22 protein-coding genes and 1 pseudogene are annotated in these 25964 nt (G+C 64.5%); 15 read left to right on the top strand and 8 right to left on the bottom strand.

Translation table 11 applies throughout. The features are described 5' to 3' along the window. Window positions 1–27: 27 nt before the first annotated feature. From HA052_RS21840 to ylqF, 6 genes are all read left to right on the top strand, one after another. Entirely contained in the window at window positions 28–2361 is a 2334-nt protein-coding gene (locus HA052_RS21840; RefSeq protein WP_166453579.1) for a mechanosensitive ion channel domain-containing protein, read from the top strand. 101 nt (window positions 2362–2462) lie between these two features. Further along, a complete protein-coding gene (locus HA052_RS21835) occupies window positions 2463–4082 on the top strand; it encodes an electron transfer flavoprotein-ubiquinone oxidoreductase (protein WP_166453590.1) in 1620 nt (539 codons plus the stop codon). 287 nt (window positions 4083–4369) lie between these two features. Beyond that, on the top strand, window positions 4370–4939 hold the full coding sequence (locus HA052_RS21830; RefSeq protein WP_166453578.1) for a hypothetical protein: 570 nt from the start codon (window positions 4370–4372) through the stop codon (window positions 4937–4939). 40 nt (window positions 4940–4979) lie between these two features. After that, a complete protein-coding gene (locus tag HA052_RS21825) occupies window positions 4980–5318 on the top strand; it encodes a DUF4870 family protein (RefSeq protein WP_043638081.1) in 339 nt (112 codons plus the stop codon). A 247-nt stretch (window positions 5319–5565) separates the two neighbouring features. Beyond that, window positions 5566–5778 (top strand): DUF3820 family protein, encoded by a 213-nt coding sequence (locus tag HA052_RS21820; protein ID WP_019100859.1) that lies wholly within the window; start codon window positions 5566–5568, stop codon window positions 5776–5778. A 4-nt stretch (window positions 5779–5782) separates the two neighbouring features. Continuing rightward, a complete protein-coding gene (ylqF, locus tag HA052_RS21815) occupies window positions 5783–6718 on the top strand; it encodes a ribosome biogenesis GTPase YlqF (RefSeq protein ID WP_081548231.1) in 936 nt (311 codons plus the stop codon). 63 nt (window positions 6719–6781) lie between these two features. Here ylqF and HA052_RS21810 read toward each other — a convergent pair whose 3' ends face one another. From HA052_RS21810 to HA052_RS21785, 6 genes are all read right to left on the bottom strand, one after another. Beyond that, window positions 6782–7468: a response regulator transcription factor gene (locus HA052_RS21810; protein WP_081548229.1), complete on the bottom strand. Its 687-nt coding sequence runs from the start codon at window positions 7466–7468 to the stop codon at window positions 6782–6784. After that, on the bottom strand, window positions 7446–9359 hold the full coding sequence (locus HA052_RS21805) for a sensor histidine kinase (RefSeq protein ID WP_166453577.1): 1914 nt from the start codon (window positions 9357–9359) through the stop codon (window positions 7446–7448). Before HA052_RS21805 ends, HA052_RS21810 begins: the two co-directional genes overlap by 23 nt. A gap of 172 nt (window positions 9360–9531) precedes the next feature. Then, window positions 9532–9987 carry a DUF3592 domain-containing protein gene (locus HA052_RS21800; RefSeq protein ID WP_166453576.1) on the bottom strand — a complete coding sequence of 152 codons (456 nt, stop codon included), beginning with the start codon at window positions 9985–9987 and terminating at the stop codon, window positions 9532–9534. After that, on the bottom strand, window positions 9984–10502 hold the full coding sequence (locus HA052_RS21795) for a DUF3592 domain-containing protein (protein ID WP_166453575.1): 519 nt from the start codon (window positions 10500–10502) through the stop codon (window positions 9984–9986). The genes HA052_RS21800 and HA052_RS21795 overlap by 4 nt, the downstream gene beginning before the upstream one ends. Before the next feature lie 7 nt (window positions 10503–10509). After that, entirely contained in the window at window positions 10510–10947 is a 438-nt protein-coding gene (gene ruvX / locus HA052_RS21790) for a Holliday junction resolvase RuvX (protein ID WP_166453574.1), read from the bottom strand. Further along, a complete protein-coding gene (locus tag HA052_RS21785; RefSeq protein ID WP_081548219.1) occupies window positions 10931–11494 on the bottom strand; it encodes a YqgE/AlgH family protein in 564 nt (187 codons plus the stop codon). Before HA052_RS21785 ends, ruvX begins: the two co-directional genes overlap by 17 nt. A gap of 133 nt (window positions 11495–11627) precedes the next feature. On the opposite strand from HA052_RS21785, the gene smc reads away from it, so the two are divergent. The 3 genes from smc (at window position 11628) to HA052_RS21770 (ending at window position 17418) form a co-directional block, all read left to right on the top strand. After that, complete coding sequence (smc, locus tag HA052_RS21780; RefSeq protein ID WP_166453573.1) at window positions 11628–15113, top strand: chromosome segregation protein SMC; 3486 nt, start codon at window positions 11628–11630, stop codon at window positions 15111–15113. A gap of 263 nt (window positions 15114–15376) precedes the next feature. Then, window positions 15377–16747 carry an MFS transporter gene (locus HA052_RS21775; RefSeq protein ID WP_166453572.1) on the top strand — a complete coding sequence of 457 codons (1371 nt, stop codon included), beginning with the start codon at window positions 15377–15379 and terminating at the stop codon, window positions 16745–16747. Between the two features lie 8 nt (window positions 16748–16755). Next, on the top strand, window positions 16756–17418 hold the full coding sequence (locus tag HA052_RS21770; protein ID WP_166453571.1) for an energy transducer TonB: 663 nt from the start codon (window positions 16756–16758) through the stop codon (window positions 17416–17418). Between the two features lie 106 nt (window positions 17419–17524). Here HA052_RS21770 and HA052_RS21765 read toward each other — a convergent pair whose 3' ends face one another. Beyond that, entirely contained in the window at window positions 17525–17992 is a 468-nt protein-coding gene (locus HA052_RS21765; RefSeq protein ID WP_166453570.1) for a MarR family winged helix-turn-helix transcriptional regulator, read from the bottom strand. A 276-nt stretch (window positions 17993–18268) separates the two neighbouring features. On the opposite strand from HA052_RS21765, the gene HA052_RS21760 reads away from it, so the two are divergent. The 6 genes from HA052_RS21760 (at window position 18269) to HA052_RS21735 (ending at window position 25611) form a co-directional block, all read left to right on the top strand. Beyond that, a complete protein-coding gene (locus tag HA052_RS21760; protein WP_166453569.1) occupies window positions 18269–18562 on the top strand; it encodes a hypothetical protein in 294 nt (97 codons plus the stop codon). 13 nt (window positions 18563–18575) lie between these two features. Next, entirely contained in the window at window positions 18576–19760 is a 1185-nt protein-coding gene (locus tag HA052_RS21755; protein WP_166453568.1) for a cell division protein ZipA C-terminal FtsZ-binding domain-containing protein, read from the top strand. A gap of 271 nt (window positions 19761–20031) precedes the next feature. After that, window positions 20032–22443 carry an NAD-dependent DNA ligase LigA gene (gene ligA / locus HA052_RS21750; RefSeq protein WP_166453567.1) on the top strand — a complete coding sequence of 804 codons (2412 nt, stop codon included), beginning with the start codon at window positions 20032–20034 and terminating at the stop codon, window positions 22441–22443. 14 nt (window positions 22444–22457) lie between these two features. After that, complete coding sequence (locus HA052_RS27740; protein WP_240937476.1) at window positions 22458–24041, top strand: tetratricopeptide repeat-containing glycosyltransferase family protein; 1584 nt, start codon at window positions 22458–22460, stop codon at window positions 24039–24041. A gap of 73 nt (window positions 24042–24114) precedes the next feature. Beyond that, window positions 24115–24987, top strand: a complete 873-nt coding sequence (galU, locus tag HA052_RS21740; RefSeq protein WP_166453566.1) for a UTP--glucose-1-phosphate uridylyltransferase GalU — start codon at window positions 24115–24117, stop codon at window positions 24985–24987. An 81-nt stretch (window positions 24988–25068) separates the two neighbouring features. Beyond that, window positions 25069–25611 (top strand): hypoxanthine-guanine phosphoribosyltransferase, encoded by a 543-nt coding sequence (locus HA052_RS21735; protein ID WP_019103182.1) that lies wholly within the window; start codon window positions 25069–25071, stop codon window positions 25609–25611. A gap of 235 nt (window positions 25612–25846) precedes the next feature. On the opposite strand, the pseudogene HA052_RS21730 reads toward HA052_RS21735, so the two are convergent. Continuing rightward, window positions 25847–25964: pseudogene (locus HA052_RS21730) on the bottom strand (IS5/IS1182 family transposase); the annotation flags it as partial.

Raw genomic sequence — 25964 nt, 5'->3', positions numbered from 1 at the left:
GTCTGCGCCGGGGCAAGGTCCACCACCATGTTCAATGAAATGCCTAGCGTGAAGAGCCGCTTCTTTTCCACCTGTTGCTTGCTTGCCGGGTTCTTGTCGAGCGCCGCGGCTTACGCGGCCTTGCCGGCAACGCCCAAGCCCGCGGCCAAGCAGATGGCTTCGGCGCCCGCGGTCAGCCTGGCGGACAAGTTGGCCGAAGGGCAGCAGGCGCTGGATCAATTGGAAACCATCAAGCTGGACAAGCTGCCGGCCGGCGTGACGCCGGGCGAGCTGCTGTTTCGGCGCGCCTTGCTGGAACGTTTGGTGGCGTCCTACGCCTGGCAGCTGGATCTCGCGGGCGAACGCGATCAGAGGCTGAGGCAGCAAGCCGAGGCCGAGGAGGCTTTGCGGAACTGGAGCGGCTTTGCGCAAGCCGGCCCCTATCCGGTGTCCTTGGTGGAAGGTTTGCGCAGCCGATTGCAGACCGGCGGCTGGGAGAAAGAGACCCAGCAGGCTCAGCAACTGATGTTGTCGCAGATGCAGGAGGCGATGCGCAACAGCCTCAAGCTGAATGAAGTGAGCTTGCGCCAGGCGCGGGAACAGTTGGAGGGCGCGGCGGCCAGAGAGGCCGAGGCGCTGCGCTGGAAGATGGACGGCGCGCGCTGGCGCCGCGACATCAGTGCATCGGAGCTGTTGCAGTTCGACGCCTTGGGACAGGTGTTGCGCATCCGCCAGCAAACCTTGCAGGCGCAGCTGGAGCTCTGGCGCAAGCAACTGGACGGCATCGGCAAACAGGTCCGCTTTCAGCCGGCCGAGCTGGACGGGGTGCAACGGCGGCTGGGAGAGGAACGCTTGCGGCTGGAGCGGGAAATGGGCGCGCATGAGCAGCGCCGCCGCCGGGCTAAGGCCGAGTTGGAGGAGCTGGAGAAGCAACTGGCCGCGTTGAAGCAGAAAAAGGACGCGCCGACGCAGGCCGCGCTGTTACAGGATTTGACCCAGCGCACAGTCGAGCAACGCCAGGCTCTGGACAATAGCGACCTCGCGGTGCAACTGACGCGCATCCGGCAAGAGGCCAATTCACAGGAAGGCGGCATTTGGGAATACCGCTACCAGCTGTATACAGGCAAGGCGGCCAACTTGGCCGAAGTGGCCAGCGCCAGCCGCCAGGCCGGCGAGGAATTGGGCGCGGTGCGCGACTACCTGCAAAAAGAGGCTGAGCTGACGATGGCCAAGATGGCGGACGTGCAGCATGAGATCGGCCTGGACCGCGGCGGCGGCCACGCGCTGGCGATGCTGCAGCTGCTGCGTCAGCGGCTGGATATCGTCAACGCCGCTCAGCAGCCGGTGCAGGCGGCTTTGACCGGCATTCTGCTGTTGCAGCAGGAGTTCGACGTCGGCGCGCCGGCGGAGGGCACGCCGCAGGAGGTGTCACGCCGGCTGAGCGAGCGCGTGTTGCAGGCGGCGCGGGCGCTGTGGAATTATGAACTGTTCAGCGCCGACGACAGCGTGGAGATCAACGGCCAGAAAGTGCAGGCCACCCGCAGCGTAACCATAGGCAAGAGTCTGGGCGCCATCCTGGTGCTACTGATAGGCTACGCCGCCAGCACCGCGCTGCTGCGCGCTTTGCGGCGTTTGGCCACGCATAGGCTGGGTTTCAGCGAGGCCGCCGCCAATATCTGGTGGCGCTGGAGTTATGTCTGCGTGATCGCCCTGCTGGTGGTGTTCGCGCTCAACCTGGTCAAGATTCCGCTGACGGTGTTCGCCTTTCTGGGCGGCGCGCTGGCGATCGGCATCGGCTTCGGCACTCAGAACCTGCTGAAGAACCTGATCAGCGGCGTGATGCTCTTGGTGGAGCGGCCGCTGAAAGTGGGCGACTTCGTCCAGGTCGGCGGCATCAGCGGCACCGTCAGCAGCATAGGGCTGCGTTCTTCGGTGGTGCGCGCCGGCGACGGCATCGAAACGCTGATCCCCAACTCCACCTTCGTGGAGAGCGCGGTGACCAACTGGACGTACAGCAACCGGCGGATTCGTCGGAAAATCGCCATCGGCGTGGCTTACGGCAGCCCGCCGCGCGAGGTGTGCAATCTATTGCTGGCGGAGGCGGAGCGTCACGGCCTGGTGCTCAAGGAGCCGCCGCCGCGGGTGTTGTTCAGCAACTTCGGCGCCGATGCGCTGGAGTTCGAACTGGAGTACTGGCTGGACATCGGCGACGCCGATTCCGTGCTGGTGGCCAGCGATCTGCGTCACATGATAGACGGGGCGTTGGCCAAGGCCGGCATCGAACTGCCTTTTCCGCAGCGCGATGTGCATTTGCAACAGGGCGAACCCTTACAGATTGAAGTCAGACGGGCGGCCGGCGGTCGGACGTCTGACAGTTTTTAAACGGTTGTTTGATTTTTGATCGCGCGCCATGCAACATGCATGCGGTAGCGGGGCTTTTGAACCCGGCGCGCGATTAAGGAGATGCAGTGGAACGCGATTACATGGAATACGATGTGGTGATCGTCGGCGGCGGCCCCTCCGGGCTGACCGCGGCGATTCGCCTGAAGCAGCTGGCGGCGGAGCAGGGCCGGGAGATCAGCGTCTGTCTATTGGAGAAGGGCTCGGAAATCGGCGCCCACATCCTGTCCGGCGCGGTGATCGAACCGCGGGTGCTCAATGAGCTGATCCCGGACTGGAAGGAAAAGGGCGCGCCGCTGAACACCGAGGCCAAGTCCGACCGCTTCCTGCTGCTGACTGAAACCGAATCCATCCAGCTGCCGACCCCGCCGCAGATGCACAACCACGGCAACTACATCGTCAGCCTTGGCAACTTCTGTCGCTGGCTCGGCCAGCAGGCCGAGGAACTGGGCGTGGAAATCTACCCCGGCTTCGCCGCCGCCGAAGTGCTTTATCACGAGGACGGCTCGGTCAAGGGCGTGGCCACCGGCGACATGGGCATCGGCAAGGACGGCGAGAAGACCGACGCCTGGCAGCCCGGCATGGAGCTGTGGGCCAAGCAGACCATCTTCGCCGAAGGCTGTAGGGGCTCCTTGACCAAGGCCTTGTTTGAGCGTTTCCGTTTGCACGACGGTGCCGATCCGCAGACCTATGGCATCGGCATCAAGGAGTTGTGGGAAGTGCAGCCGGAACTGCACCAGCCGGGCAGCATCACCCATACCGTGGGCTGGCCGGTGGACACCGCCACCTACGGCGGCTCCTTCATGTACCACTTGGAGAACAACCAAGTGGTGGTGGGCTTCGTCATCGGCCTGGATTACCAGAATCCCTACCTGTCGCCGTTCGAGGAGTTCCAGCGCTTCAAGACCCATCCGGCGATCCGCAAGGTGTTCGAGGGCGGCCGCCGCCTGTCCTACGGCGCGCGCGCCTTGACCGAGGGCGGCCTGCAAAGCCTGCCGCGGCTGACTTTCCCCGGAGGTCTGCTGGTGGGCGACACCGCCGGTTTCCTCAACGTGCCCAAGATCAAGGGCACCCATACCGCGATGCAGTCGGCGATGCTGGCGGCGGAAGCGGTGTTTGAACTGTTGGGCCAGGAGCAGCCGGCGCGCGAAGCCACCGCCTACAGTCAGAAGTTCAAGCAGAGCTGGCTGTACGAGGAGTTGCACCGGGTGCGCAATATCCGGCCGTCGTTCCGCTGGGGCCTGTGGCCGGCGATGATTTATTCGGCGCTGGATACCTTTTTGTTCCGCGGCAAGGCGCCGTGGACGCTGCGTCATCACCAGGCCGACCATCAAAGCCTGAAGCCGGCCGACGAGTGCTCGCCCATCGCCTATCCCAAGCCGGACGGGGTGTTGACCTTCGATCGTCTGTCCTCGGTGTTCATCTCCAACACCAATCACGGCGAAGACCAGCCGTCGCATTTGAAGCTGAAGGACGCCAGCGTGCCGGTGCGGCTCAATCTGGCCAAGTACGATGCGCCGGAACAGCGTTACTGCCCGGCCGGGGTGTATGAGATCGTCGGCCGCGAAGAGGGCGAGCCGCGCTTGCAGATCAATGCGCAGAACTGCGTGCACTGCAAGACCTGCGACATCAAGGACCCGAGCCAGAACATCGTCTGGACCACGCCGGAAGGCGGCGGCGGTCCCAACTATCCTAATATGTAAACGGTATGATTTGGCGAGACCCCGGGGCGCGCTCCGGGGTTTTTCTTGACAAGCCGGGCCGATTATTGGCAGCATGGACGACATGACTCAATCTTTCTCCTTCTTCAACAGCTATTTTTATTGGTACCGCACACCGGCGGCGCCAAGGGATGGCTGTGAACTGAAAGATTGATCCAGCACTAGTAAAGATTCCCGATAAATGCCGCCGCGCTACCGGCGGCATTTGTTTTTCCTCCCCGAAATACATGACCTCCGGAAGCCAGGCCAGACCCCAGGAGGTCCGTTCCATGAATGAAGTCAGCGATGCCGCGCAAATCGCGCGCCAGTCTTGGTCCCTGTTGTGTCCCAGCGACGCTGTGCCAGTGAGAGTGTTGACCGACGGCGAGCGCTACGCCAACCACCCGGCGCCGGACGCCGCGTGGATGGCTGCCGCGCGACGCGACGGCGGCGTGCTGGAAAGCCGTTTGCCGCAACTGCGCGCGATGGCCATGCTGCTGGCGGCGCAACGCTGGCGCGAACGGAGCGGGGAGACGTCGGCGAGGCTGGCCGATGCGGCGGATTGGCTGGCGGCGCGCATTCTGCTGCTGGGTCTCAGCCACGTGTTGGTGACGGCGGAGAGCTTTTCCCTGCTGGATTTGGCGAACCGTCGCTGCCGCGCGTGGTCCGAACAGACCGGCCAGCCGTTTGCGCCGGCGCTGCCCATCCTGGTGGCGGACGCCGGCGGCGAATCCTGCCTGCAGGCCTGGAGCCGCAGCGCCGAAGTGGCGCTGGCTTTGGCCGGCGGCAGGGTGGAGGCGGCGTTGACGCGGCATTGCGAGCAGCGCTTGCAAGCGCTGCTGGCTAGGGTATCTTGTTAATTGTTTCGCATGAATTTTGAGCCGGGGAGGCATGATGTCGATGGACGTGATCACGCAAGAAGACGAACGCAAACTGAATAATCTGACCCTGGTGGTCTATATTCTGCAGGCAATCAGCCTGTTTGTCGGCCTGACCGGCTTGGTGGCGGTCATCATCAACTACGTCAAGCGAGACGATGCGCGCGGCACGCGCTATGAGAGCCATTTCAACTGGCAGATCCGCACTTTCTGGTGGGCCTTGCTCGGCACTGTGTTGGGCGTGGCGCTGGCCTGGATCCTGGTGGGCTTCGTGATCCTGGGCGTCACCTGGGTGTGGTATGTCTACCGCATCGTGCGTGGTTTCCTGAATTTCAACGACGGCAAGCCGATGCCGGAATAAAGCGGTAAAAAAAGACGGGCGCGGACATGGATGATGCCCGGCGCCCGCAAGGGTTCTGCGCGAACCGGAAAATTGGCGGCGCACGCCGCTGGTTTTTGAAGGCCGCCTACATGCTAAACCCCGTGCTTGCTAGTCCCCAGTTAAACCCCGCCCGCGTTTGCGCCATGTCAAGCCGGAGCCGGGCGACGGGCATGGTCAGAGCGCCGCGGTTTTGGCACAATGCGCAACTTGCTTGAAGGGAGCCGCAATGCAAGCCGATGATTTGCAAAGCCTGGTGACCCGGGCCATGCCGTTTGGCAAACACAAGGGCACGCTGATCTGCGATCTGCCCGGCAACTATCTGAACTGGTTCGCCCGCGAAGGATTTCCCCCCGGCGAAATTGGCCGCCTGCTGCAATTGATGCAGGAGCTGGACCATAATGGTCTAACCTATCTACTTGATCCGATAAGAAAGCGCTAGAAGCATGGCAATCCAATGGTTCCCCGGCCATATGAACAAGGCCCGCAAGGATGTGGCCGAGCGATTGAAAGACATCGACGTGGTCATTGAGATGCTGGACGCTCGGCTGCCGGCTTCCAGCGCCAATCCCATGCTGGCGCGCATGGCCAAGGGCAAGCCGCGGCTGATGATTCTGAACAAGCAGGATCTGGCCGACGCCGCCGCCACTTTGCAGTGGCTGGAATGGTATCGCGCCAAGAAGAACACCCAGGCGCTGGGCATGGACGCCGGCGAACGCGCCCCGGCGCAGAAGCTGGTGGCGGCCTGCCGCGAGCTGGCGCCGACGCGCGGCGGCCTGGAAAAGCCGCTGAGGGTATTGATCTGCGGCATTCCCAACGTTGGCAAATCCACGCTGATCAACAGCATGAGCAGCCGCAAGGTGGCCAAGACCGGCAATATGCCCGGCGTTACCAAGAACGAACAGCGGATCATTCTGGCCGACGACGTGGAGCTGTTCGACACCCCGGGCATGCTGTGGCCCAAGATCGAGGTGGAAGAGGGCGGCTACAATCTGGCGGCCAGCGGCGCGGTGGGCCGCAATGCGATGGACGAGGAAGAGGTGGCGCTGGAGCTGCTCAAGTATCTGCTCCAGCACTATGCGCCGGAATTGACCGCGCGCTACAAGCTGGACGACATCGCCGGCCAGCAGGACTGGCAGGTGCTGGAAATGATAGGCCGCAAGCGCGGCGCGGTGCAGTCCGGCGGCAAGATCAATGTGCAAAAGGCGGCCGAGATCGTGCTGACCGATTTTCGCGACGGCAATATCGGCCGCATCACGCTGGAACGCCCGGCCGAATGGCTGGCGTGGGAAAAGCGGGCCAAGGAGTTGGCCGCTATCCGTGCAGCGGAGCGCGAAGCCAGGCAACAGGAGAGGGACAGCAAGAAATCCGGCCGCCGTTGAGTCGGCGTCCATTCTCGCTCCGCCCATGCGCGGCCCGATTCCGGGCCGCGTTTTTTTGCCGGCTTAGAGCGGTTGGCAGGGCTCGCTGAACCCATAGCCCACGCCCCTGGCCGCCAGAATGGGATTGTGCTGCGGCGCGATGCCGCTGAGTTTGCGACGCAGCCGGCTGATCAGGGTTTCCAGCCGGCGTTCATCGTAGTGCAGGTAATTGACCCCCAGCGCTTCCGCCAATTCGCGGCGGTGCGCCGGTTCCGGCGCGCGCCGCAGCATTGCGCTCAGCACTTGGTGCTCCGCGTGGGTCAGGTGCAACTGCAGGCCGTTGGGCGCGGTCAGCATGCGGTTGGCGGCGTGGTAGCGCCATCCGGCGGCGCGTTCCGCCGCGTCGCCGTCCAGCCGCCGCAGCACGCTGGCCAGCGTGGCCAGCAATTCCGCCAGCGGCGTGGGCTTGACCAGATAGGCGTCGGCGCCTTGCTGCAAGCCTTGAACCTTGTCGTCCAGCGCGCCGCGCGCGGTGAGCATGACTTGTCCCAGGCCGGGGTGGCTGGCGCGCAGCCTCCGGCTAAGCGCCATGCCGTCGATATCGGGCAAGCCCAGATCCAGAATCAGCAAGCGGCAGGGATGCTCGGCCAAGTGCCGCTCCAATTCCTGGCCGCAGGCCAGGCCGGTGGCTTGATAGCCGCAGCGCTTGAGTTGGAACAGCAGCTCTTCGCGCAGGTCCGGATTGTCTTCAAGCAGGGCTATGTGCGTCATGAGCGGCTTTCGGTAGATGCAAGATGAAACTGGCGCCGTGCGGCCAGTTGGGGTCCAGGCCCAGTTCGCCGCCGTGCTGAACGGCGATGCGCCGCGCCAGATGGAGGCCTAGTCCCAAGCCGGGACGGTTGCTGGTCTCCGCCAGCCGGGTGAAGCGCTGGAAAATCGCTTCTTCCTGGCCCGGCGCGATGCCGGGGCCGTGGTCGCTGATTTGCCAGACGACGCGGTCGGCTAGGCGGTGGACTCCGATCTGAATGGGCGTGTCCGGGTGCGCGTATTTCAAGGCGTTCTCCATCAGGTTCTGCAACAGCACCGACAGCAGCTGCGCGTCGCCGTAGAGCGGCATGCGCGCTCCGCCGCTTTGCAGCCAGAAACGGCCTTGAGCGTTGTTTTCCAGGTGCTCCAGCGTTTGCCGGGTCAGTTCCAGCAAGTCCAGCGATTGTTTATGCAGCCCGGAGTCGATCATGCCGGCACGGCCATGCTGCTCGGCCAGCAGCATCAATTCCTGCATGCGCTGCAAGGCGCGTTGGATGCGTTCGTGGCGGGCCTGGCGTTGAGCCAGCACCGTCGGCGCCGGCGCGTCCTCCTCCAGCAGGCGCAAGCTGCTGCTGGCGGCGTCGATGATGGCTACTGGAGTGCGGATTTCATGGGTAATCATCGCCAGCAGGTCTGCCTGTTCCTCGCGCGCCTCGCGCTGACGCAAGCTGTCGGCCTGGGCCTGGCTGGCCTGATGCAGGGCGTCGATGCGCTCGCGCTCCAGCGTGCGCATGCGCAGGAACAGGCCGATGTAGAGCAGGGTGATGGGCGGCAGATCGGCCAGCCGGCCGTATTCCTGGATCCAGGATTGATAAGGAATATGTCCCAGATGCAATAACAGAGCGGGGATGTTGAGCGCCAGATTGGTGGGCAGGTGCAGCGCGATCAGGCGGTCGCCGCTGCCGTTGCGCCGCCACAGCCGCCAGCAAACCGGCAGGGTAAGCAGATTGATGACGATGATGGCGTAGAGCGTGACCGGAATGCTGTAGGCCAGGCCAAACGGCCAGAACAGCGCGCACAGCACCGTGGCTGCGCCGGCGGCGGCCTGCAGCTGATATAGCCGATAGGTGCGCGGGTAGTCTCGCTTCAGCTCCAGCAGATGGGCAAAGTAGGCGCAACCCAGGATGACGGCGGCGCCCAGGCCGACGTAATTGCATAGCAGCGCGATCTTGGGCTGCTCCGGAAACAGCAGCAGGCGGGCCATGCCGTCGGTGGCGAATCGATGGCAGGCCACCGCCAGGATGTAGCCGAACAGCTTGGCGTGCTGCGCTTGGCGGGTGATCAGCCAGGCCGCCAGCGCGATCAGCACCATGGTGAGCATATAGCCGTAGATCAGACCCAATTGCAGCAGGCGCTGATTGTTGTGGGCGACCAGATCCGGCTCGCTCCACAGGCGCGGCTGCGCGTTCAGAGCCAGCGACTGGATTTTGACGAACACGGTCTGCTCGCGGGCCTGCAGGGGAAAGCTGGCCGCCATCAACGGCAGCTCCATAGCGGACATCGGCAGCCAGGAACCGATGCGCAGCCCTTGCCAGCCGCCGTTGGGCAGGGGCTGGAATAAGGTTAAGCGCGCCAAATAGCTGGGAATCAATTCCAGCCAAGGTCGTGGCGGCAAATCATGAAGTTCGAGCCGTAGCCAGCAGGTGTCGTGGCCGTAGCCGCGCGCCAGTTTGCCGTCCGGCAGCGGCTGGAAACGCGTCTGCCAGCCGGCGCTGGCGACACGGTCTATGTCCAGTCCTGCGTCGGCGGAGCAATAGACGCCGGCGTCCCGCTCGCTGAAGGTCTGGAAGCCGGCGTGAGCGGCGCCTCCCATTAACAGCAGGCACAGCAAGAATATCGACAGCGCGCGTGTCATCGGGACAATGGCTCGAAATCCGGGATTGGGGCGACATTGTGACGGCAATGTCATTTTTTGTCAGTGCTTACGCAAAAAATTAAAACAGGCACCGTTAGCGTAATAAATAATGACTTTGTAATGACATGTCCAGGTGGACAGTTTTAGCGGCGAGCAGGGGAGGGGGCTGGTTTTAACGTTGCAGCAGCCATAAGCCGACAAGGGCCACCAGTGCGCCCACGGCTTGCGCCAGCCACGCCGACCAGTGTTTGCCTGGCTCCAGGCAGGCTTCTTCGGGATTTTGCGGATTGTAGAACACCTGTACCGCTTGGCCCGCCGGGTAGCGTTGCACGATCTCTAGCGCTTGTTGATCGCTGCCGGCGTAGCCGGGGTTGGGAAAGCGCAGGCGCTCGGCGTGGCGTACGCTGCCGGCCACGAGGTATTCATAGTGCACGACGGCGCGGAATTCCCTGCGGTCCGAGCTGTCGCCGCCGCGCGCATGGCGCCAGTCCACTTCGCTGGAGACGATTTTGCCGGCGACGCTGGGCCAAGCGGAAGCCTGCTGGGCTTTGGCGGACTGCTGCCACAGATAGACGGATATGGCCAAGCCGATGGCGATGACCAAGAGGGCGATGACTTTTTCGCTCATGGGGAACGGGCGCTTCGGTGAATGCGTCGGCGCGGCAGCGGCAGCTTGGCCCTAAGCCTATACAGCAGCGCCCAGCCGAACAGCGCGCTCAACGCCGCCAGGATGAATTTGGCGCTGCCGATATCGCTGTCGCCGCCCTTGATCAGCACGGACTCGGCGGGGCTGCGCGGGTTGTAGTAGACGGTGATCGCCTTGTCGGCGGGAAAGCGCCGTGTCAGGTCGTCGGCGTTGCTGCGGTCGCCGGGCAGCGCGTTGTCGACGGCGAACAGCCGGTCGCTGTGATAGACCTGGCCGCGCACCGTGTACAGGTATTGCACATGGGGCTGCCAGTAAAGTTGGTCGGGATGCTCGGGGCTGGACACCACCAGCATGCGGCTGCTCTCCACGTGGCCCGGCGCGCTGCGCCATTCGCGCAATTGATGGCTGGGCGTCAGCAAGACCGCGATCAAGCCCAGCAGGCTGGCGAGAAAGGCCAGCATCAGCGCGCTGACTCGGGCTTGCGGCGAGAATTTCATGATGGATTCAGACGGCTTGGCCGGGGTGCTCGAACCAGGTTTGCAGGATGGCCTGGGCCGCCACCTGATCCAGCGCCGGCTTCTGCTTGCGGCCGCGCACGCCGGCTTCTTCCAGCATGGATTCGGCCACCACGGAGGTCAGCCGTTCGTCCACCAGCCACACCGGCAGGCCGTAGCGTCCCTTGAGCCGGTTGGCGAAGCGGCGAGCCAGCTGCGTCATCTGGTGTTCGGTGCCGTCGATGTGCATCGGCAGACCCACCACCAGTTGCGCCGGTTGCCATTCCGCGATTAAAGCGGCGATGGCGGCGAAGCGCGCGTCGTTGATTTCCGTGTCTATGGTGATGAGCGGGTGGGGAATGCCGAGCAGGGTGTCCCCGACGGCGACGCCGATGCGACGCTCGCCGAAGTCGAATGCCAAGGCGCAACCTTCAGGCATGGCCGACATCCGTGGACAATAGGGAGGGATCGAAGCCCAGCAGCGCCATCGCAGCGTCATAGCGCTCCTCGCAAGGCAGGCCGAAGATGATGTCAGGCCGAGCAGGCACCGTCAGCCAGCCGTTGTCGGCGATCTCCTGCTCCAGCTGACCGGCGCTCCAGCCGGAGTAGCCCAGGGTGATCAGCATGCGGTCCGGCTGCTTGTGGTTTTCGGACACCGCCATCAGCACGTCCTTGGACGTGGTCAGCGCGATGTCGTCGGTGACCAGCAGGCTGGACTGCCAATTGCCCACCGGCATGTGCAGCACGAAGCCCCGGTCCGGCTGCACCGGGCCGCCGAAGTAGACCGGCTCGGCGCGGAGGGAGTCGCCGTCCAGCGGCAGATCGATCTGATCGAACAACTGCGCCATGGCGATGCCGGAAGGCTTGTTGATGATCAGGCCCATGGCGCCGTGCTCGCCGTGCTCGCAGACGAAGACCAGCGAGCGAGAGAACAGCGGGTCCGCCATATTGGGCATGGCGATCAAGAATTGATTGGACAACGATAGCGGTTCCATGCGGCCATTATGGCATAAGTGGGCTGCCTGGGTAGATGCGGCTGCGCGACGCGCAACAGGTCCGCGCGCGACGCGCGCCCGGCGCGGTCAACTGCTAAAATGCCGATTTTCGCCCAGCCATTGCGAGGACATCTTGCGTCTCACCCACATCAAGCTTGCCGGTTTCAAGTCATTCGTCGATCCCACCAGCATTGCCGTGCCCGGTCAACTGGTGGCGGTGATCGGCCCCAATGGCTGCGGCAAGTCCAATGTGATAGACGCGGTGCGCTGGGTGCTGGGCGAGTCTTCGGCCAAGCAACTGCGCGGCGAATCGATGCAGGACGTGATCTTCAACGGCTCGTCCACGCGCAAGCCGGTCAGCCGCGCCTCGGTGGAACTGGTGTTCGACAACGGCGACGGCGCGCTCACCGGCGCCTGGGGCCAGTACGCGGAAGTGGCGATCAAGCGGGTGCTGACCCGCCAGGGCGAATCCAGCTACTTCATCAACAACCAGCAAGTGCGTCGCCGCGACATCACGGATCTTTTCCTCGGCACCGGCGTGGGCGCGCGCGGCTACGCGGTGATCGAGCAGGGCATGATCTCCCGGATTATCGAGGCGCGCCCGGAAGAACTGCGCGCCTATCTGGAAGAAGCCGCCGGCGTGTCCAAGTACAAGGAGCGCCGCCGCGAGACTGAACACCGCATCGCGGACACCCGCGCCAACCTGGAGCGCATCGCCGACTTGCGGCAAGAGCTGGAACGGCAGGTGGAGCGCTTGTCCGAACAGGCGGAGGTGGCGGCCCAATACCACGATCTGCGCGGCGCGCTGACCCACAAGCAAAACCTGTTGGCTCTGGCGCGACGCGAAGAGGCCGCGCGCAACGAGGCGGCGGCGCGCGGGGAACTGGCGCGCATTGAAACCGAAGAAGCGGCGCTGGAAGCGGCGGTCACCCATGTGGAGGCCGAATCCGAAACCGTGCGCGAAAGCCATTTCGCCGCCAGCGACGAAGTGCACGAGGCGCAGCAGCGCTTGTTCGAGGCCAACGCCCAACTGGCGCGGCTGGAAGAGGCGCAGCGCCACCGCGAGCAAAACCGCGCCCGCGTCGACCGAGAACTGGGCGCCGTGCGCACCGAGCGCCAAGTGCTGGCCGAAAGCCGCGGCCAAGTGAGGGCCGAGCTGGACGACTGGCTGCCGCGGCGCGAAGAAGCGCAGATGCGGCTGGAAGAGGCGCAGATGACGCTGGAAGACGGCGCCGACGAATTGCCCACCGCCGAGGCGGAATACCGCGCGATAGAGCAGCAGTTGAACGGGCTGACCGCGCAGCAGGCCAAGCTCAGCCGGGATCGGGACCTGGCGCGCCAGAACGGCGAGCATCAGCGTCGCAATCTGGAGCAGCTGTCCGGCCGCGAAGACGCTTTGCGCCGCGAACTGAGCGATTTGAATCTGCCGGACCAAGAGCGGCAGCAAGCCGCCGCCGCCGAAGTGGAACGCGCGCGCGGCGCGCTGGAGACGGTGCGAGGCCGGCTGGTGGCCGACGAGGCCAAGCAGGCCGACCTGGCCGCCGAGCGCGAAAAACTGGACGAGCAACTGGCCGCGCTGCGCGGCGAACAGGCGCGCGCTGAGGCCGAAGCCGCCGCGCTGGCCGGGATGCTGGCGCGCGAGGCGGCCAGCGAGCAATTGGACGGCTGGCTGCAGCGCTGGGGCCTGGCCGAGGCGCCGCAATTGTGGCAGAGCCTGCAGGTGGAGCCTAAATGGCAAGCGGCGCTGGAAGCGGCGCTGGGCGAACGCTTGGCCGCGCGCGCCGCCGCGCTGTCCGGGGAATTGCCGCCGGCGGCGCTGGCGTTGGCGGACGGCGCGACGGCGCGGAATTGGGAAGCGGAGCGCTCGTGGCCGACGCTGTTGCAACAAGTGCGCGCCGCCCAGCCCTTCCAGGCGGCCTTGCAGGACTGGCTGGCCGGCGTCTACCTGGCCGGCTCGCTGGACGAGGCCTTGGCCATGCGCGGGCAGTTGCCGGCCGGCGCCTGCCTGCTGACACCGGAGGGCCACCGCGTTTACGCCGCCAGCTTGTGCCTGCACGCCGAAGCCAGCGGCGACGGCCTGATGGCGCGCAAGGCGCTGCTGGAAGCGGCCCAGGCGCGCTTGGAGGCCTTGTCGCCGGAAATCGACGCCTTGCAGCGGCGTCGCGAATCATTGCAAAGCCGCGGCAGCATGCTGGCCGAGGCGGTGCGCGCGCAAAAGGGCGCGTTGACCCGCTTGGAGGCGGAGTTGAACGCGGCGACCCTGGAGCATGTCAAGCTGGACCAAGCCGCGCGTCAGGGCGCGGCGCGGCTGTCGGCGATCGAGGCCGAGCGCCGGCGCATCGCCGAAGAGGGCGAACTGGCGCGCCAAAGTATCGCCGAAGCCGAAATGCTGGGCGAAGAGACGGCGTTGACGCTGGAAGAGCTGACGGTGCAGCTGGAAGACATGCGCGTGGATCGGCTCAACGCCGAGACCGGTTTGCAGCTGGCGCGCAACAAGACCCGCGACGCCGAGCGCATGCTGCATGAGATCAAGCTGGAAATGAGCACCGCCGAGCAGAAGGTGGCGGAGCTGGCGCGGCGGGGCCGCGAGCTGGACGAGCGCGATCAGCAACTGGCCGAGCGCTTGGAGACTTTGGCCGAGGAAGCCGAGGCGGTGGAGGAAGCGGTGCCGGAGGAGGCCTTGCAGCTGGCCCTGGCCGAACGCGAACAACGCGAGCACAGCCTGGGCGCTGTGCGCGACCGGCTCAACGGCCTGACCGAGAAACTGCGCGAATTGACTCATCAACAACAGCAAGCCAACGCCGCCTTGCCGGCACTGCGAGAAGCGCGTTCGGACTGGCTGCTCAAGCACCAGGAAGCGCGGCTGGCGATGGAGCGTTTCGCCGAAGAGCTGGCCAGCGCCGGCGCCGACGAAGCCGCGCTGATGGCCGACCTGAGCGAGGCGGTGAAGCCGAACGCGCTGGCCGCCGAGATCGCGCGGCTGGCGCGCGCGTTGGAAGGGCTGGGCGCGGTCAACCTGGCGGCTCTGGAGGAACTGGATGAAGCCAGGAAGCGCGGCGACTACCTGGCCAACCAGTCCGAAGACCTGAATCAGGCGATGGCCACTTTGGAAGAGGCGATCGCCAAGATAGACGCCGAAACCCGCGAGATGCTGCAAGTCACTTACGATGCGGTCAATACCAAGATGCGCGAGTTTTTCCCCACGCTGTTTGGCGGTGGCCGCGCCGAACTGGTGTTGACCGGCGAGGACCTGCTGGACGCCGGCGTGCAGATCATCGCCCAGCCGCCGGGCAAGAAGAACAGCACGATTCACCTGTTGTCCGGTGGGGAAAAGGCGCTGACGGCGATGAGTCTGGTGTTCTCGCTGTTCTCGCTGAACCCGGCGCCGTTCTGCCTGCTGGACGAGGTGGACGCGCCTCTGGACGACGCCAATACCAGCCGCTTCTGCGATCTGGTCAAGCAGATGTCGGAGCGAACCCAGTTTCTCTATATTTCCCATAACCGCCTGACCATGGAAATGGCCGAGCAACTGGTGGGCGTGACCATGCAGGAACAGGGCGTCAGCCGCATCGTGGCGGTGGACATCGTGGAAGCGTTGAAAATGCGGGAAACCGCCTGAGAGCCTGTTTAAAGTCTGCTGTGTGTCAGCGGGATGGATGGAGAAAGGGCGTTGAAACCGGCTTCGAAATGCTCATGTGCCAGTTGATCATTCCGCTTCCTCAGCCGTTTTCGCCTTGTCTCGTCTAGTTTTAGCTTTCCGCGAACTGTTTTCGTCAGTTGCAATTTGACGGCGCGCAAACCGGATCGCGCGCGCGAATGGCATACTGCGCAGCTTCCCGGCGGCAGCGGCCGCCGGGCGATATCATTGCTGGATGAATGGGCATGACCGTAAGCATCAAGCGTTGGGAACCTGAAAACCCTATCTTCTGGCTGCGCCGCGGGCGGCGCATCGCCAATCGCAATCTCTGGCTGTCCATCCTGTCGCTGCACCTGAACTTCAATATCTGGATGATGTGGAGCATGGTGGTGGTCAATCTGCCGGCGGTAGGCTTCGCGCTCAGCAATCAGCAGCAGTTCCTGCTGGTGTCTATCCCGCCGCTGGTCGGCGCCCTGATGCGGCTGCTGTACTCGTGGATCTGGAGTTGGGTGGGCGGCGGCCTGTGGCTGGGCATTTCCACCTTGCTGCTCTTGCTGCCGGCTTTGGGCGTGGCCGCGGTGGTGCAGGATATTTCGACGCCGTTCCCCATGTTGTTGCTGGTGTCCGGCTTGTGCGGCATTGGCGGCGGCGCCAGCGCTTCCCATCTGTCCAATACCAGCTTTTTCTTCCCCAAGGCGGCCAAAGGGCTGGCGATGGGGCTGAACGCGGGCCTGGGGAATTTGGGCGTGTCGGTGGCGCAGCTGGCGATTCCGGTTGCCATTCTGCTGCCCTTATTCGGCGGCATGCCGCAGATCTGGGGCGTCGGCGGCGCCGTGCACCCGGTGTGGCTGCAAAACGCCGGTTATCTGTGGCTGCCTTTCATCGTCGTCATCGCGCTGGCCTGCCTGTTGTACGCGCATGATCTGCCCAAGCTGCGCATCACGCCGCATGACCAACTGGATGCGATGCGCGATCCGCACACCTGGTATATCTGCCTGCTGTACATGGGCAGCTACGGCACTTTCCTCGGCTTCGCCGCCGCCTTCCCACTGCTGGCGCGCAATATGTTTCCGCTGATCGACGTCACGCCCTACGCCTTTATCGGGCCGATGATTTGCGCCTTGTCGCGGCCGCTGGGCGGCTGGATGGGCGACCACATCGGCGGCGGCATTGCCACCATGCTCAGCAACGGGGTGATGGCGCTGGCCACCGTCGGCGTTTATCTGAGCATGCCCTCCGCCGGCAACGGCGGTTCGTTCTGGTTGTTTCTCGCCATGTTTCAGTTGATTTTCTTCGCTGCCGGCGTGGGCAACGGTTCGTCTTTTCAATTGGCGCCCAAGGTTTTTCTGTTGCAGGCCGGCCAGCGGGCCAAGGCCGCCGGCCTGGACGTTGCGGAAGCTTATGCGCGCGGCGGCCGCCGCGGCGCGTCGGCGATGAACGTCAGCTCGGTGATGGCGGCGTTCGGCGGCTTCGTGATTCCCAAATCCTTCGGCAGCGCGCTGGCCGCCTTCGGCAGTTTCCTGCCGGCTTTCGGCATGTTCTTTGTGTTTTATCTGGTGTCCATGCTGGTGGCTTGGTGGCATTACAGCCGGTCGGACAGCCGGATGCGCTGTTGAGGCGAGAGATGGGCGCGCGCCCTGTATGCTGGGCCCTGCTGGCGTCGCTGGCGCTGCACGCTTTGTTGTTGTTTGCTTGGCAAGGCCGTCCGCCGCCGCCAAGCGTTGCCGCGTTGACGCTGAGACTGGCGCAGCCCGCCGGCGGACCATCGCCCGCCATCGCTCAGAAGGCGGCCAAGGCCGGCAATAAGGCCGGCGACAAGCTTGACAATAAAGCGGCGGCCAGGCCAAGCGCCAAACCAAGCGTCCGTTTTACGGCGCCTTCGCTTTTGCCGGAGGCCGGCCTAGCCGCGCCGGCGGCAGCCGCCGTTGAGTCAGCAGGCGTCGAGGGGGCGAAGAGCGGGGCCGCCGCGCGGTCGGGAGGCGGCAGTGCGTCGCAGGGCGGCGCGGACAGAGTGGCATTGTACCGCGCGGAATATCTGAACAATCCGCAGCCGGAATACCCGGAACGCTCGCGGGAAAACGGCGAGCAGGGCACGGTTTTGCTGCGGGTGGGCGTCAGCGCCGCCGGCCGCGCCGGCGAGGTGACGGTGGCCGTCAGCAGCGGTTATCCGCGGCTGGACCGAGCGGCCAAGGCCGCGGTGGAGCGTTGGCGCTTCGCGCCGGCCAAACGCAACGGCCAGGCGGTGGATTCGGTGTTGATGGTGCCGGTGCGTTTTCAGAGCCCTTGAGCCGTGGGTGCGGCCGGAGTTTAAAATGCAATGGCGGCGAGGGCGCGGGCCGCATCGCGGGGCCGCGTCTCGCCGCCGGGTAAAGGGCGGTGACGGCTAGGGGATCCTAAGCCGTGATTTCTTCCTGCTCCTCCAGGGCCAGGCTGAAGCCTTCGCGCAGGCGGCCCAGTTCCTGGCAGAAGCCGGACAGGTCGTGTTCGCCAAAGCGTTTGAAGGCGATCTGCATATAGTCGATATGAGCGGGGAAGGCCTGATCGAACAGACGTTCGCCGTGTTGGGTCAAGGAAACGAACACGCTGCGGCGATCGTTGGGCTGCATGGTGCGGGTAACCAGACCCTTGTCTTCCAGCCGGTCGATGACGCCGGTTAGCGTCCCTTTGGTGATCAACGTACGGTCGGACAGCTCCTTGCAATTCATGCCCTTGCTATGGCCCAAGGTGGCGACCACGTCGAATTGCGGCGGAGTCAGGCCCAGCTGACGAATGTGCTGGCTGGCAAACTGTTCGAATGCCTGGTAGGTGCGCGCCAGCTCGTGGACCACCGGAAGGAAACTGGCTTGAGAAGTGTTTTTCATCGATCTATCCCTTGCTTTCCTAAGCAGTGTTTAAGACGATTTGGAATCATTCATTTGCATGAACACGAAATATTCTGGCACGAGATATTTCAGAGCGCCCCTGTCAGAAATGTCATCTGCCGGACCTTCCGGCACTGAAAATGACGTTCCGCTTCCATTTGGCCCGCTTGCGGCGGGCCTGATTCGCGACGTTGAACGGCCGGCTGGAGCCGTTCTACGCGGTCCGATGGAACCAGCAGGGGCGATTCGGCATCCAATTCAGGTTGCGAACCCGGTTTGAAGCACCAAATTGCCCGCATCAGCTATCGCCCCGGCTTGGTTTACGCTGGCGGCAAGGCATTTACGGCTAAATTGCCGCCAAATGATGCGCAAGCTGAGGCTTTCGTTATAATAACCGTGGTCTATCGCCGTTCTCGACTGGCCGAAACGCCAGATTCGAACGGTTTTGTTGCCGAATACTTAAAGGGAGGCTGTCGGCCTGGCTATTGCCGAAAGACGCCGCATCGCGCATTGAAAGATGCGTCGGCGCGCGGCGAGGAGGCTGCCGACGGCTTCGATTATTCGCCTTAATGCGGACTGGCTGATGAGCGAATTACAGATTGGTGTATTGATACTGGGCGGCGCGGTGATCGCTCTGGTGTACGGATTCAATGCTTTTCAGGAATGGCGTTTTCGCAAGAAGACTCGCCAGGCCTTCACGCGCGGCCACGACGACGTGCTGCTGGACGTACCCAAGAACAATGTGCGCGACGGCGTGAAGCAGGACCGGATGGAGCCGGTGCTGGTGGACGCCTCGCCGGAGCCGGACGACTACGCCGCCGCTTACTTTGAGCCGCAAATCCCCGCGGAGCCGGCGCGAGCTGAGTCCGACCGGCCGCGCGAGGCGGTTTTCGACGCGGTGCCGGTGATGGAGGAAGAGGACGAGGACGAGGCCCCGCGTATGGACTCCGCCGATCACCAGGCGCTGGTGGTGGCGATGCTGGACCCATCGCTGGATTTCATCGCCGAGGTGGTGTTCCACGCGCCGCACGAGCTGGCGGCGATTCCGCGCTTCAACGTGGGCAAGCGCACCCAATTGATAGGCCGCACGGAAAAAGGTCTGTGGAAGCCGGCCGAAGCCTTGCCCGGCACCCGTTACAAGCAGATCAACGTCAGCATGCAGATGGTGGACCGCAGCGGCGCGGTGACCGAACAGGAACTGGCCGGCTTCTGCCAGCAGGTGTCGCGCTTCGCCGAGGAGCACGACGCCGCGGTCAGCTTCCCGCAGCGCCAGCAGAAGCTGGTGGCGGCGCGCGAACTGGACCGCTTCTGCGCCGATGTGGACGTGCTGATCGGCATCAACATCGTGCCGCAGGGGCCGATAGAAGGCACCCGGCTGCGCAGCTTCGCCGAGGCCGCCGGCCTGCAACTGGAGCCGGACGGCGCTTTCCATTACCTGGCGGACTCCGGCAATACCCTGTATTCGCTGATGGCGGCCGACCAGATGCCGTTCACCTTCCACACGCTGCTGGACAAATCCTTCCCGGCGCTGACCCTGTTGTTCGACGTGCCGCGCGTGGCCGGCGGCGTCGAGGTGTTCGACCGAGCCGTGTATTTCGCGCGCCAGTTGGCGCAGGAGTTCGACGCCCAACTGGTGGACGACAACCGCCGCCCGCTGTCCGACGCCGGCCTGACCCGCATTCGCGAGCAATTGCTGCACATCTACGGCAGCATGGACGACCGCGGCATCGCTCCGGGAAGCGTGGCCGCCTTGCGACTGTTCGCCTGAGGCCGGCCCTACAGAGCCTGTTCACGATCTTGCGAGCAAGAGCGAGACAAGGCAAAAACGAGCGAAAAAGCGGAATGTACACGTGGTACATGAGCATTTTGAGCTGGTTTTTAACGCTGTATCGCCGCGGCGCAGCAGATCGTGAACGGGTTCTAAGCCCCGGTGTTGCCTTGCCGTTCAGCCGCTACACTGGGGTGATCGGCCCGTTTGACCATCTACCGTTTCCAAGGCCGGCGCCATGCCGGCTTTTCTTGTTTGAGCCCGATTGAACATGACCACCCTCATTCCGCAACAGCGCGTAGCCGAACTGCATCAACTGCTGAATCGCTACGGCCACGAATACTATGTGCTGGACGCGCCCACGGTGCCGGACGCCGAATACGACCGCCTGTTCCGGGAGCTGCAGCAGCTGGAACAGGAGCACCCGGAGCTGGCGAGCGCGGATTCGCCTACCCGCCGCGTCGGCGGCGCGCCGCTGGACGAGTTTCAGCAAGTGACCCACAGCGTGCCCATGCTGTCGCTGTCCAATGCGTTTTCCGATATGCAGCTGAGCGAGCGCGAACTGCGCCATGAAGAGCTGCTGCAGTTCGACGAGCGAGTGCGCAAGGGCCTGGACGCCGAGGAGGTGGAGTATGCCACTGAGCCCAAGTTCGACGGCCTGGCGATCTCCCTGCTGTACCGCGACGGAGTGCTGGTCCAGGCGGCGACTCGCGGCGACGGCGTGGCCGGAGAGAACGTCACCGAGAACATCCGCACCGTGCGCGCGATTCCGCTGCGCTTGCCGGCGGGGGCCGCCGTGCCCAGCTTGCTGGAAGTGCGCGGCGAAGTGCTGATGCTGAAACAGGACTTCGACAAGCTCAACGTCGAGCAGGCGGCGCGCGGCGACAAGACTTTCGCCAATCCGCGCAACGCCGCCGCCGGCAGCCTGCGTCAGCTGGATTCGCGCATTACCGCCCAGCGCCGGCTGTCCTTCTTCGCCTACGCCATCGCCCAGGTGGCAGGCGCGGACTGGCCGGCCAGCCACAGCGCGGAAATGGCCTGGTTGCGCGAACTGGGCTTCCCGGTGGTGGCCGAGGATTTGCGTCCGGTGGTGCGCGGCGTGGACGGCTTGATCGCCTATTACGAGCAGGTGCAGCAACGCCGCCCCGGCCTGCCTTTCGATATCGACGGCGTGGTGTACAAGGTCAACCAGCGCGCCTTGCAGGACGAACTGGGCTTTGTGTCGCGCGCGCCGCGCTGGGCCATTGCTCACAAATTCCCGGCCGAGGAAGCGCTGACCCAGGTTGAGGCGATTGAGGAGCAAGTGGGGCGCACCGGCGCCATCACCCCGGTGGCGCGCTTGAAGCCGGTGTTCGTCGGCGGTGTCACCGTCACCAACGCCACTCTGCACAATGAGGACGAGGCGCGGCGCAAGGATGTGCGCGTCGGCGACACCGTGATCGTGCGCCGCGCCGGCGACGTGATTCCGGAAGTGGTGTCCGTGGTGATGGAGCGCCGGCCGATGCAGCCGGCCGCGGATGGCGGCTTGTTCGATGAACCGCAATATCCGGCCTACCGGTTGCCAAGCGCCTGTCCGGTATGCGGCAGCCATGTGGTGCGCGAAGAGGGCGAGGCGGTGGCGCGCTGCTCCGGCGGCCTGTCCTGCCGCGCGCAGCGCAGCCAGGCGATTCAGCACTTCGCCGGCCGCCGCATGATGGACATCGACGGCCTGGGCGAACGCTATATCGACAAGCTGGTGGAGTACGACTATGTGCGCGGCGTGGCCGATCTGTACCGGCTGACGCTGGAAGACTTGCTGGAGATGAAGCGCCGCGCCGACGAGGACGAGGGCGCGACTCCTGAAACCGTCAAGGCGGGCAAGGTGGCGAGCAAGTGGGCGGAGAACCTGATCGAGGCGATCGCCGCCAGCCGGCGGCCGCCGCTGGCGCGGCTATTGTTCGCGCTGGGTATTCGCCATGTGGGCGAATCCACCGCCAAAACCCTGGCCGATTGGCTGGGGACGATGGCCTTGATCCGCCGTTCGCCGACGGCCTTGTTCGCCGCGCTGCCGGACATTGGCGGCGTGGTGGCGGAATCGCTGGCGGACTTCTTCGCCGAAGCCAATAACGAAGCCGCGCTGGACGCCCTGTTGAGCCATGTGGCGCCGGCCGACGAGCACGCGCCGTCGCCGCGCCTGGCCGAGCGCCTGCAAGCGGCGGCCCTGTTGGCGCGGCTGGACATCCCGCGCCTGACCGAGGTGCGCAGCCAGCAGCTGGCGGCGCAGATTGACGGCCTGGCCGCGCTGGCCGGGTGCGAACGGCGCGCCTTGCTGGACCTGGAGTTGCCGGCCGAGGTGATCAACGCGCTGGCCGACTGGCTGGACCTGCCGGGCAAGCGCGACAGCCTGCGCGCGCTCGCCGCTCTGGTCGACGAGATTCTGGCGGCGCTGCCGGCGCAAGCGACGGCGGCCGGCGTGCTGGAAGGCAAGACTCTGGTGTTGACCGGCACCTTGCCGACGCTGAGCCGCGACCAGGCCAAGGAACTGATAGAAGCCGCCGGCGGCAAGGTGTCCGGCAGCGTGTCCAAGAAAACCCATTACGTGGTGGCGGGGGCGGAGGCCGGCAGCAAGCTGGCCAAGGCGGAAGAGCTGGGCGTGGCGATTCTGGACGAGGCCGGCTTGCAAGCCTTGCTGGCCGGAGACTAAGCCAAGGAGCGGATATGGCGGATCAAACCTTCGAACAAGGCAACCGATTGGCGGCGGAAGGCCGCTGGAGCGAGGCGGAGCAGGCGTTTGATCAATGTCTGAGGCGGAACGCCAAGGATTGGCAGGCGCTGGCCAACCGCGCCAACGCCCGCCTGCGCCAGGGCGACAACGCGCGCGCGCTGGACGACTACCTGGCCGCCGCCGCGCTCAATCCGCAGTCCGTCAACATCAAGTGCAATCTGGCGGTGCTGCTCAAGGAGCTGGGCGAACTGGAACTGGCGGAAGCGCTGCTGCGCGAGGCGCTGGCGGCGGAGCCCGAGCATGTCGACGCCTGGAGCAATCTGGGCGTGGTCTTGCAACATAGGCTGCAATACCAGGACGCCATCGCTTGCCATCTGCGCGCCATCGAGTTGGCCGGCGCGAGTCCGGCGCGATGCAACAACCTGGGCTACGCCTGCACCTGCGCCTTATTGCTGGACGACGCCATCGCCGTGTTGCAAGGCGGTCTGGAACTGGACCCGGACGACGCCAATCTGCGTTTCAGCCTGTCCATCGCGCTATTGCTGGCCGGCCGCTACGCCGAGGCCTGGCCGTATTACGAGGCGCGCTGGGAGGCCATCCTGCAGCCGCGTCACCGCGAACGGCGCTGGCAAGGCCAGGCGCTGGGCGCGTCCACCTTGCTGCTGTGGGCGGAACAGGGTTTGGGCGACAGCCTGCAGATGGCGCGTTTCCTGCCGCGGCTGCGGGCCGAGCATCCGCGGGCGCGCCTGCTATTGGCTTGCCCCAAAACCTTCCATCGCCTGTTCGCTCAATTCGACGGCGTGGAATTGTTGGAGCCGGAGGGGGGCCTCGAAAAACCGTCGCGAGCGGTTCGAGAGCAAGGCGCCCCCATTAGACATCGGGGCACAGCGACCGAGATAGTACAAGGAGTACAGCGAGGGAGCGAGCACGGAGCAACGCCGCTATCGGACCGCACAGCAGGTTTTTCGAGGTCCCCAGAGGCCGCGCCGGCTTTCGATTGGCAACTGCCTTTGATGTCCTTGCCCGGCGCGTTGGGCGTGACGCTGGACAATCTGTCCGGCCAGCCTTATCTGAGCGCGGTGCCGGCGGCCGCGGTCCCGGCGCGCGGCGGCGGCCGGCCGCGCGTCGGCGTGGTGTGGGAGAGCGGGCAATGGGGCGTGGGCAAGGCCGATCACTGGCGCCGCCATAAATCCGTGCCGCCGGAGGACTTCGCCGCTTTGTGCCGGCTGCCCGGCATTGATTTCGTGTCCTTGCAGCCGGGAACGACGCCTTCGGCTTTGCAAGGTTTGTTGAGCACGCCGGCCTTGAACGACTTCGCGGACACCGCCGCCTGGGTGGCGGCGCTGGATCTGGTGATCACGGTAGACACCGCCGTCGCCCACCTGGCCGGGGCGATGGGCAAACCGGTTTGGGTGTTGATGCGCGCGGAAAGCGCGCCCTTCTTCCTGGCTGCCGGCGAGCGCGCGCCGTGGTACGACTCGATGCGGGTCTGGCGCCAGACCGAGGCCGGCGTCTGGGGACCCGTGCTGGAAAACGCGGCTCAGGAGTTGGCGCGGCGTTTTCCCGCCGCTTTGTGAGGCTGGGACTTTCACCCGCGGACCGAGGCGCGGTAGAATGCGCGCCTGTCAACGCTTGTTAACGAGAATGGGCATGAAAAAAATCACGAAAGCGGTCTTTCCCGTCGCCGGCCTGGGCACCCGCTTCCTGCCGGCCACCAAGGCCAGCCCCAAGGAAATGCTGCCGGTGGTGGACAAGCCGCTGATCCAGTACGCGGTGGAAGAGGCGATCGCCGCGGGCATGACCGAGCTGATTTTCATCACCGGCCGCAACAAGCGTTCGATCGAAGACCATTTCGACAAGGCTTACGAGCTGGAAACCGAGCTGGAAAACAAGAACAAGCAGAAGCTGTTGGAAACCGTTCAGGGCATTATTCCGCCGTCGGTGTCCTGCATCTTCATCCGTCAGACCGAGGCGCTTGGTCTGGGCCACGCGGTGTTGTGCGCGCGGCCGGTTGTGGGCAACGAGCCGTTCGCGGTGATCCTGGCCGACGACCTGATCGAAGGCGCGCCGGGCGCGATGGAACAGATGGTCAAGCTGTTCGATGAAACCCATGCTTCGGTGCTGGGGGTGGAAACCGTGGCGCCGGAGGAAACCAGCTCCTACGGCATCGTCAAGGTGGCGCCGGACGCGCGCGGCCATCAGCAAGTAGAGCACATCGTGGAGAAGCCGCGCCCGGAAGTGGCGCCGTCCAATCTGGCGGTGGTGGGCCGTTACATCCTGACCCCGCGCATCTTCGACAAGCTGGTCAACACCACGGCGGGCGCCGGCGGCGAAATCCAGCTGACCGACGGCATTGCGGCGCTGATGAAGGACGAGCCGGTGTTGGCGCTGCCGTTCAAGGGCGTGCGTTACGACTGCGGCTCCAAGCTGGGCTATCTTAAAGCCACGGTCAATTACGGCTTGCAGCATCATGAGGTGGGCGCCGAGTTCGCCGCCTATCTGCGCTCGCTGGCCAAGAACTAATCGTTTTTTCAATCACGCCGCTCCTGTTTTTTGATGATATGGGCAAGAGCGGCGTTTGCGTGTGTGAATCAAGGAGTCATCATGCCCAATATTGCCGAGGCCCGTGGCCTGATCAACAGCTCCGACGTGCTGTTTACCGCCGAGGAAGTCAGCGCGGCCGTTGACCGCATGGCGGTGGAAATCACCGAGGAACTGGGCGAAACCTATCCGCTGGTCTTGTCCGTGATGGGCGGCGCCGTGGTGTTTACCGGCCAACTGCTGCCGCGCCTGGCCTTCCCGCTGGACTTCGACTACGTTCACGTGTCCCGCTACGGCGACAAGACTCAGGGCGGCGAGCTGGTGTGGAAACAAGCGCCCAAGGAAGACGTGCGCGACCGCGTGGTGCTGGTGCTGGACGACATCCTGGACGAAGGTCACACCATGGCGGCGATCCGCGACAAAGTGATGGCCATGGGCGCCAAGGCCTTCTACAGCGGCGTGTTCGCCAACAAGCTGATCAGCAAGGAAAAGCCGATGCTGGCGGACTTCGTCGGCCTGGACGTGCCGGACCGCTACGTGTTCGGCTACGGCATGGACGTGCGCGGCGCCTGGCGCAATCTGCCGGCTATCTACGCGCTGAAATAAGCGCGGCCAGATCGCGAAAAACCCCCGGCTCGCGTCAGCAAGCCGGGGTTTTTATTTTTGGACCTAGTCTAAGAACGTGTTTCCGATCTCGCGAGCTAAGGCGAGACAAGGCGAAAACGGGCGAAAAAGCGGAATGTACAAGTGGTACATGAGCATTTCGAAGCCAGTTTCAACGCCCTTTACCTATCCATCCCGCCGACGCGCAGCAGACTATGAACAGGCTCTCAGAGCCTGTTCAAAGTCTTTTGAGTAAGAGCCCCAAGAAGGCCAGATGGATAAACTGTAGGCTGGTATTGAGTTTCCGCTCGCAGTTCTTCCACAGCCTTCTGCTCTTTTCCAACCAAGCGAAGCTG

The sequence above is a fragment of the Chromobacterium fluminis genome (assembly GCF_011602385.1).
Lineage (GTDB): Bacteria > Pseudomonadota > Gammaproteobacteria > Burkholderiales > Chromobacteriaceae > Chromobacterium > Chromobacterium fluminis.
The sequence above is the reverse complement of the archived record's forward strand: the minus strand, read 5'-3'. Positions and strand labels throughout refer to the sequence as shown.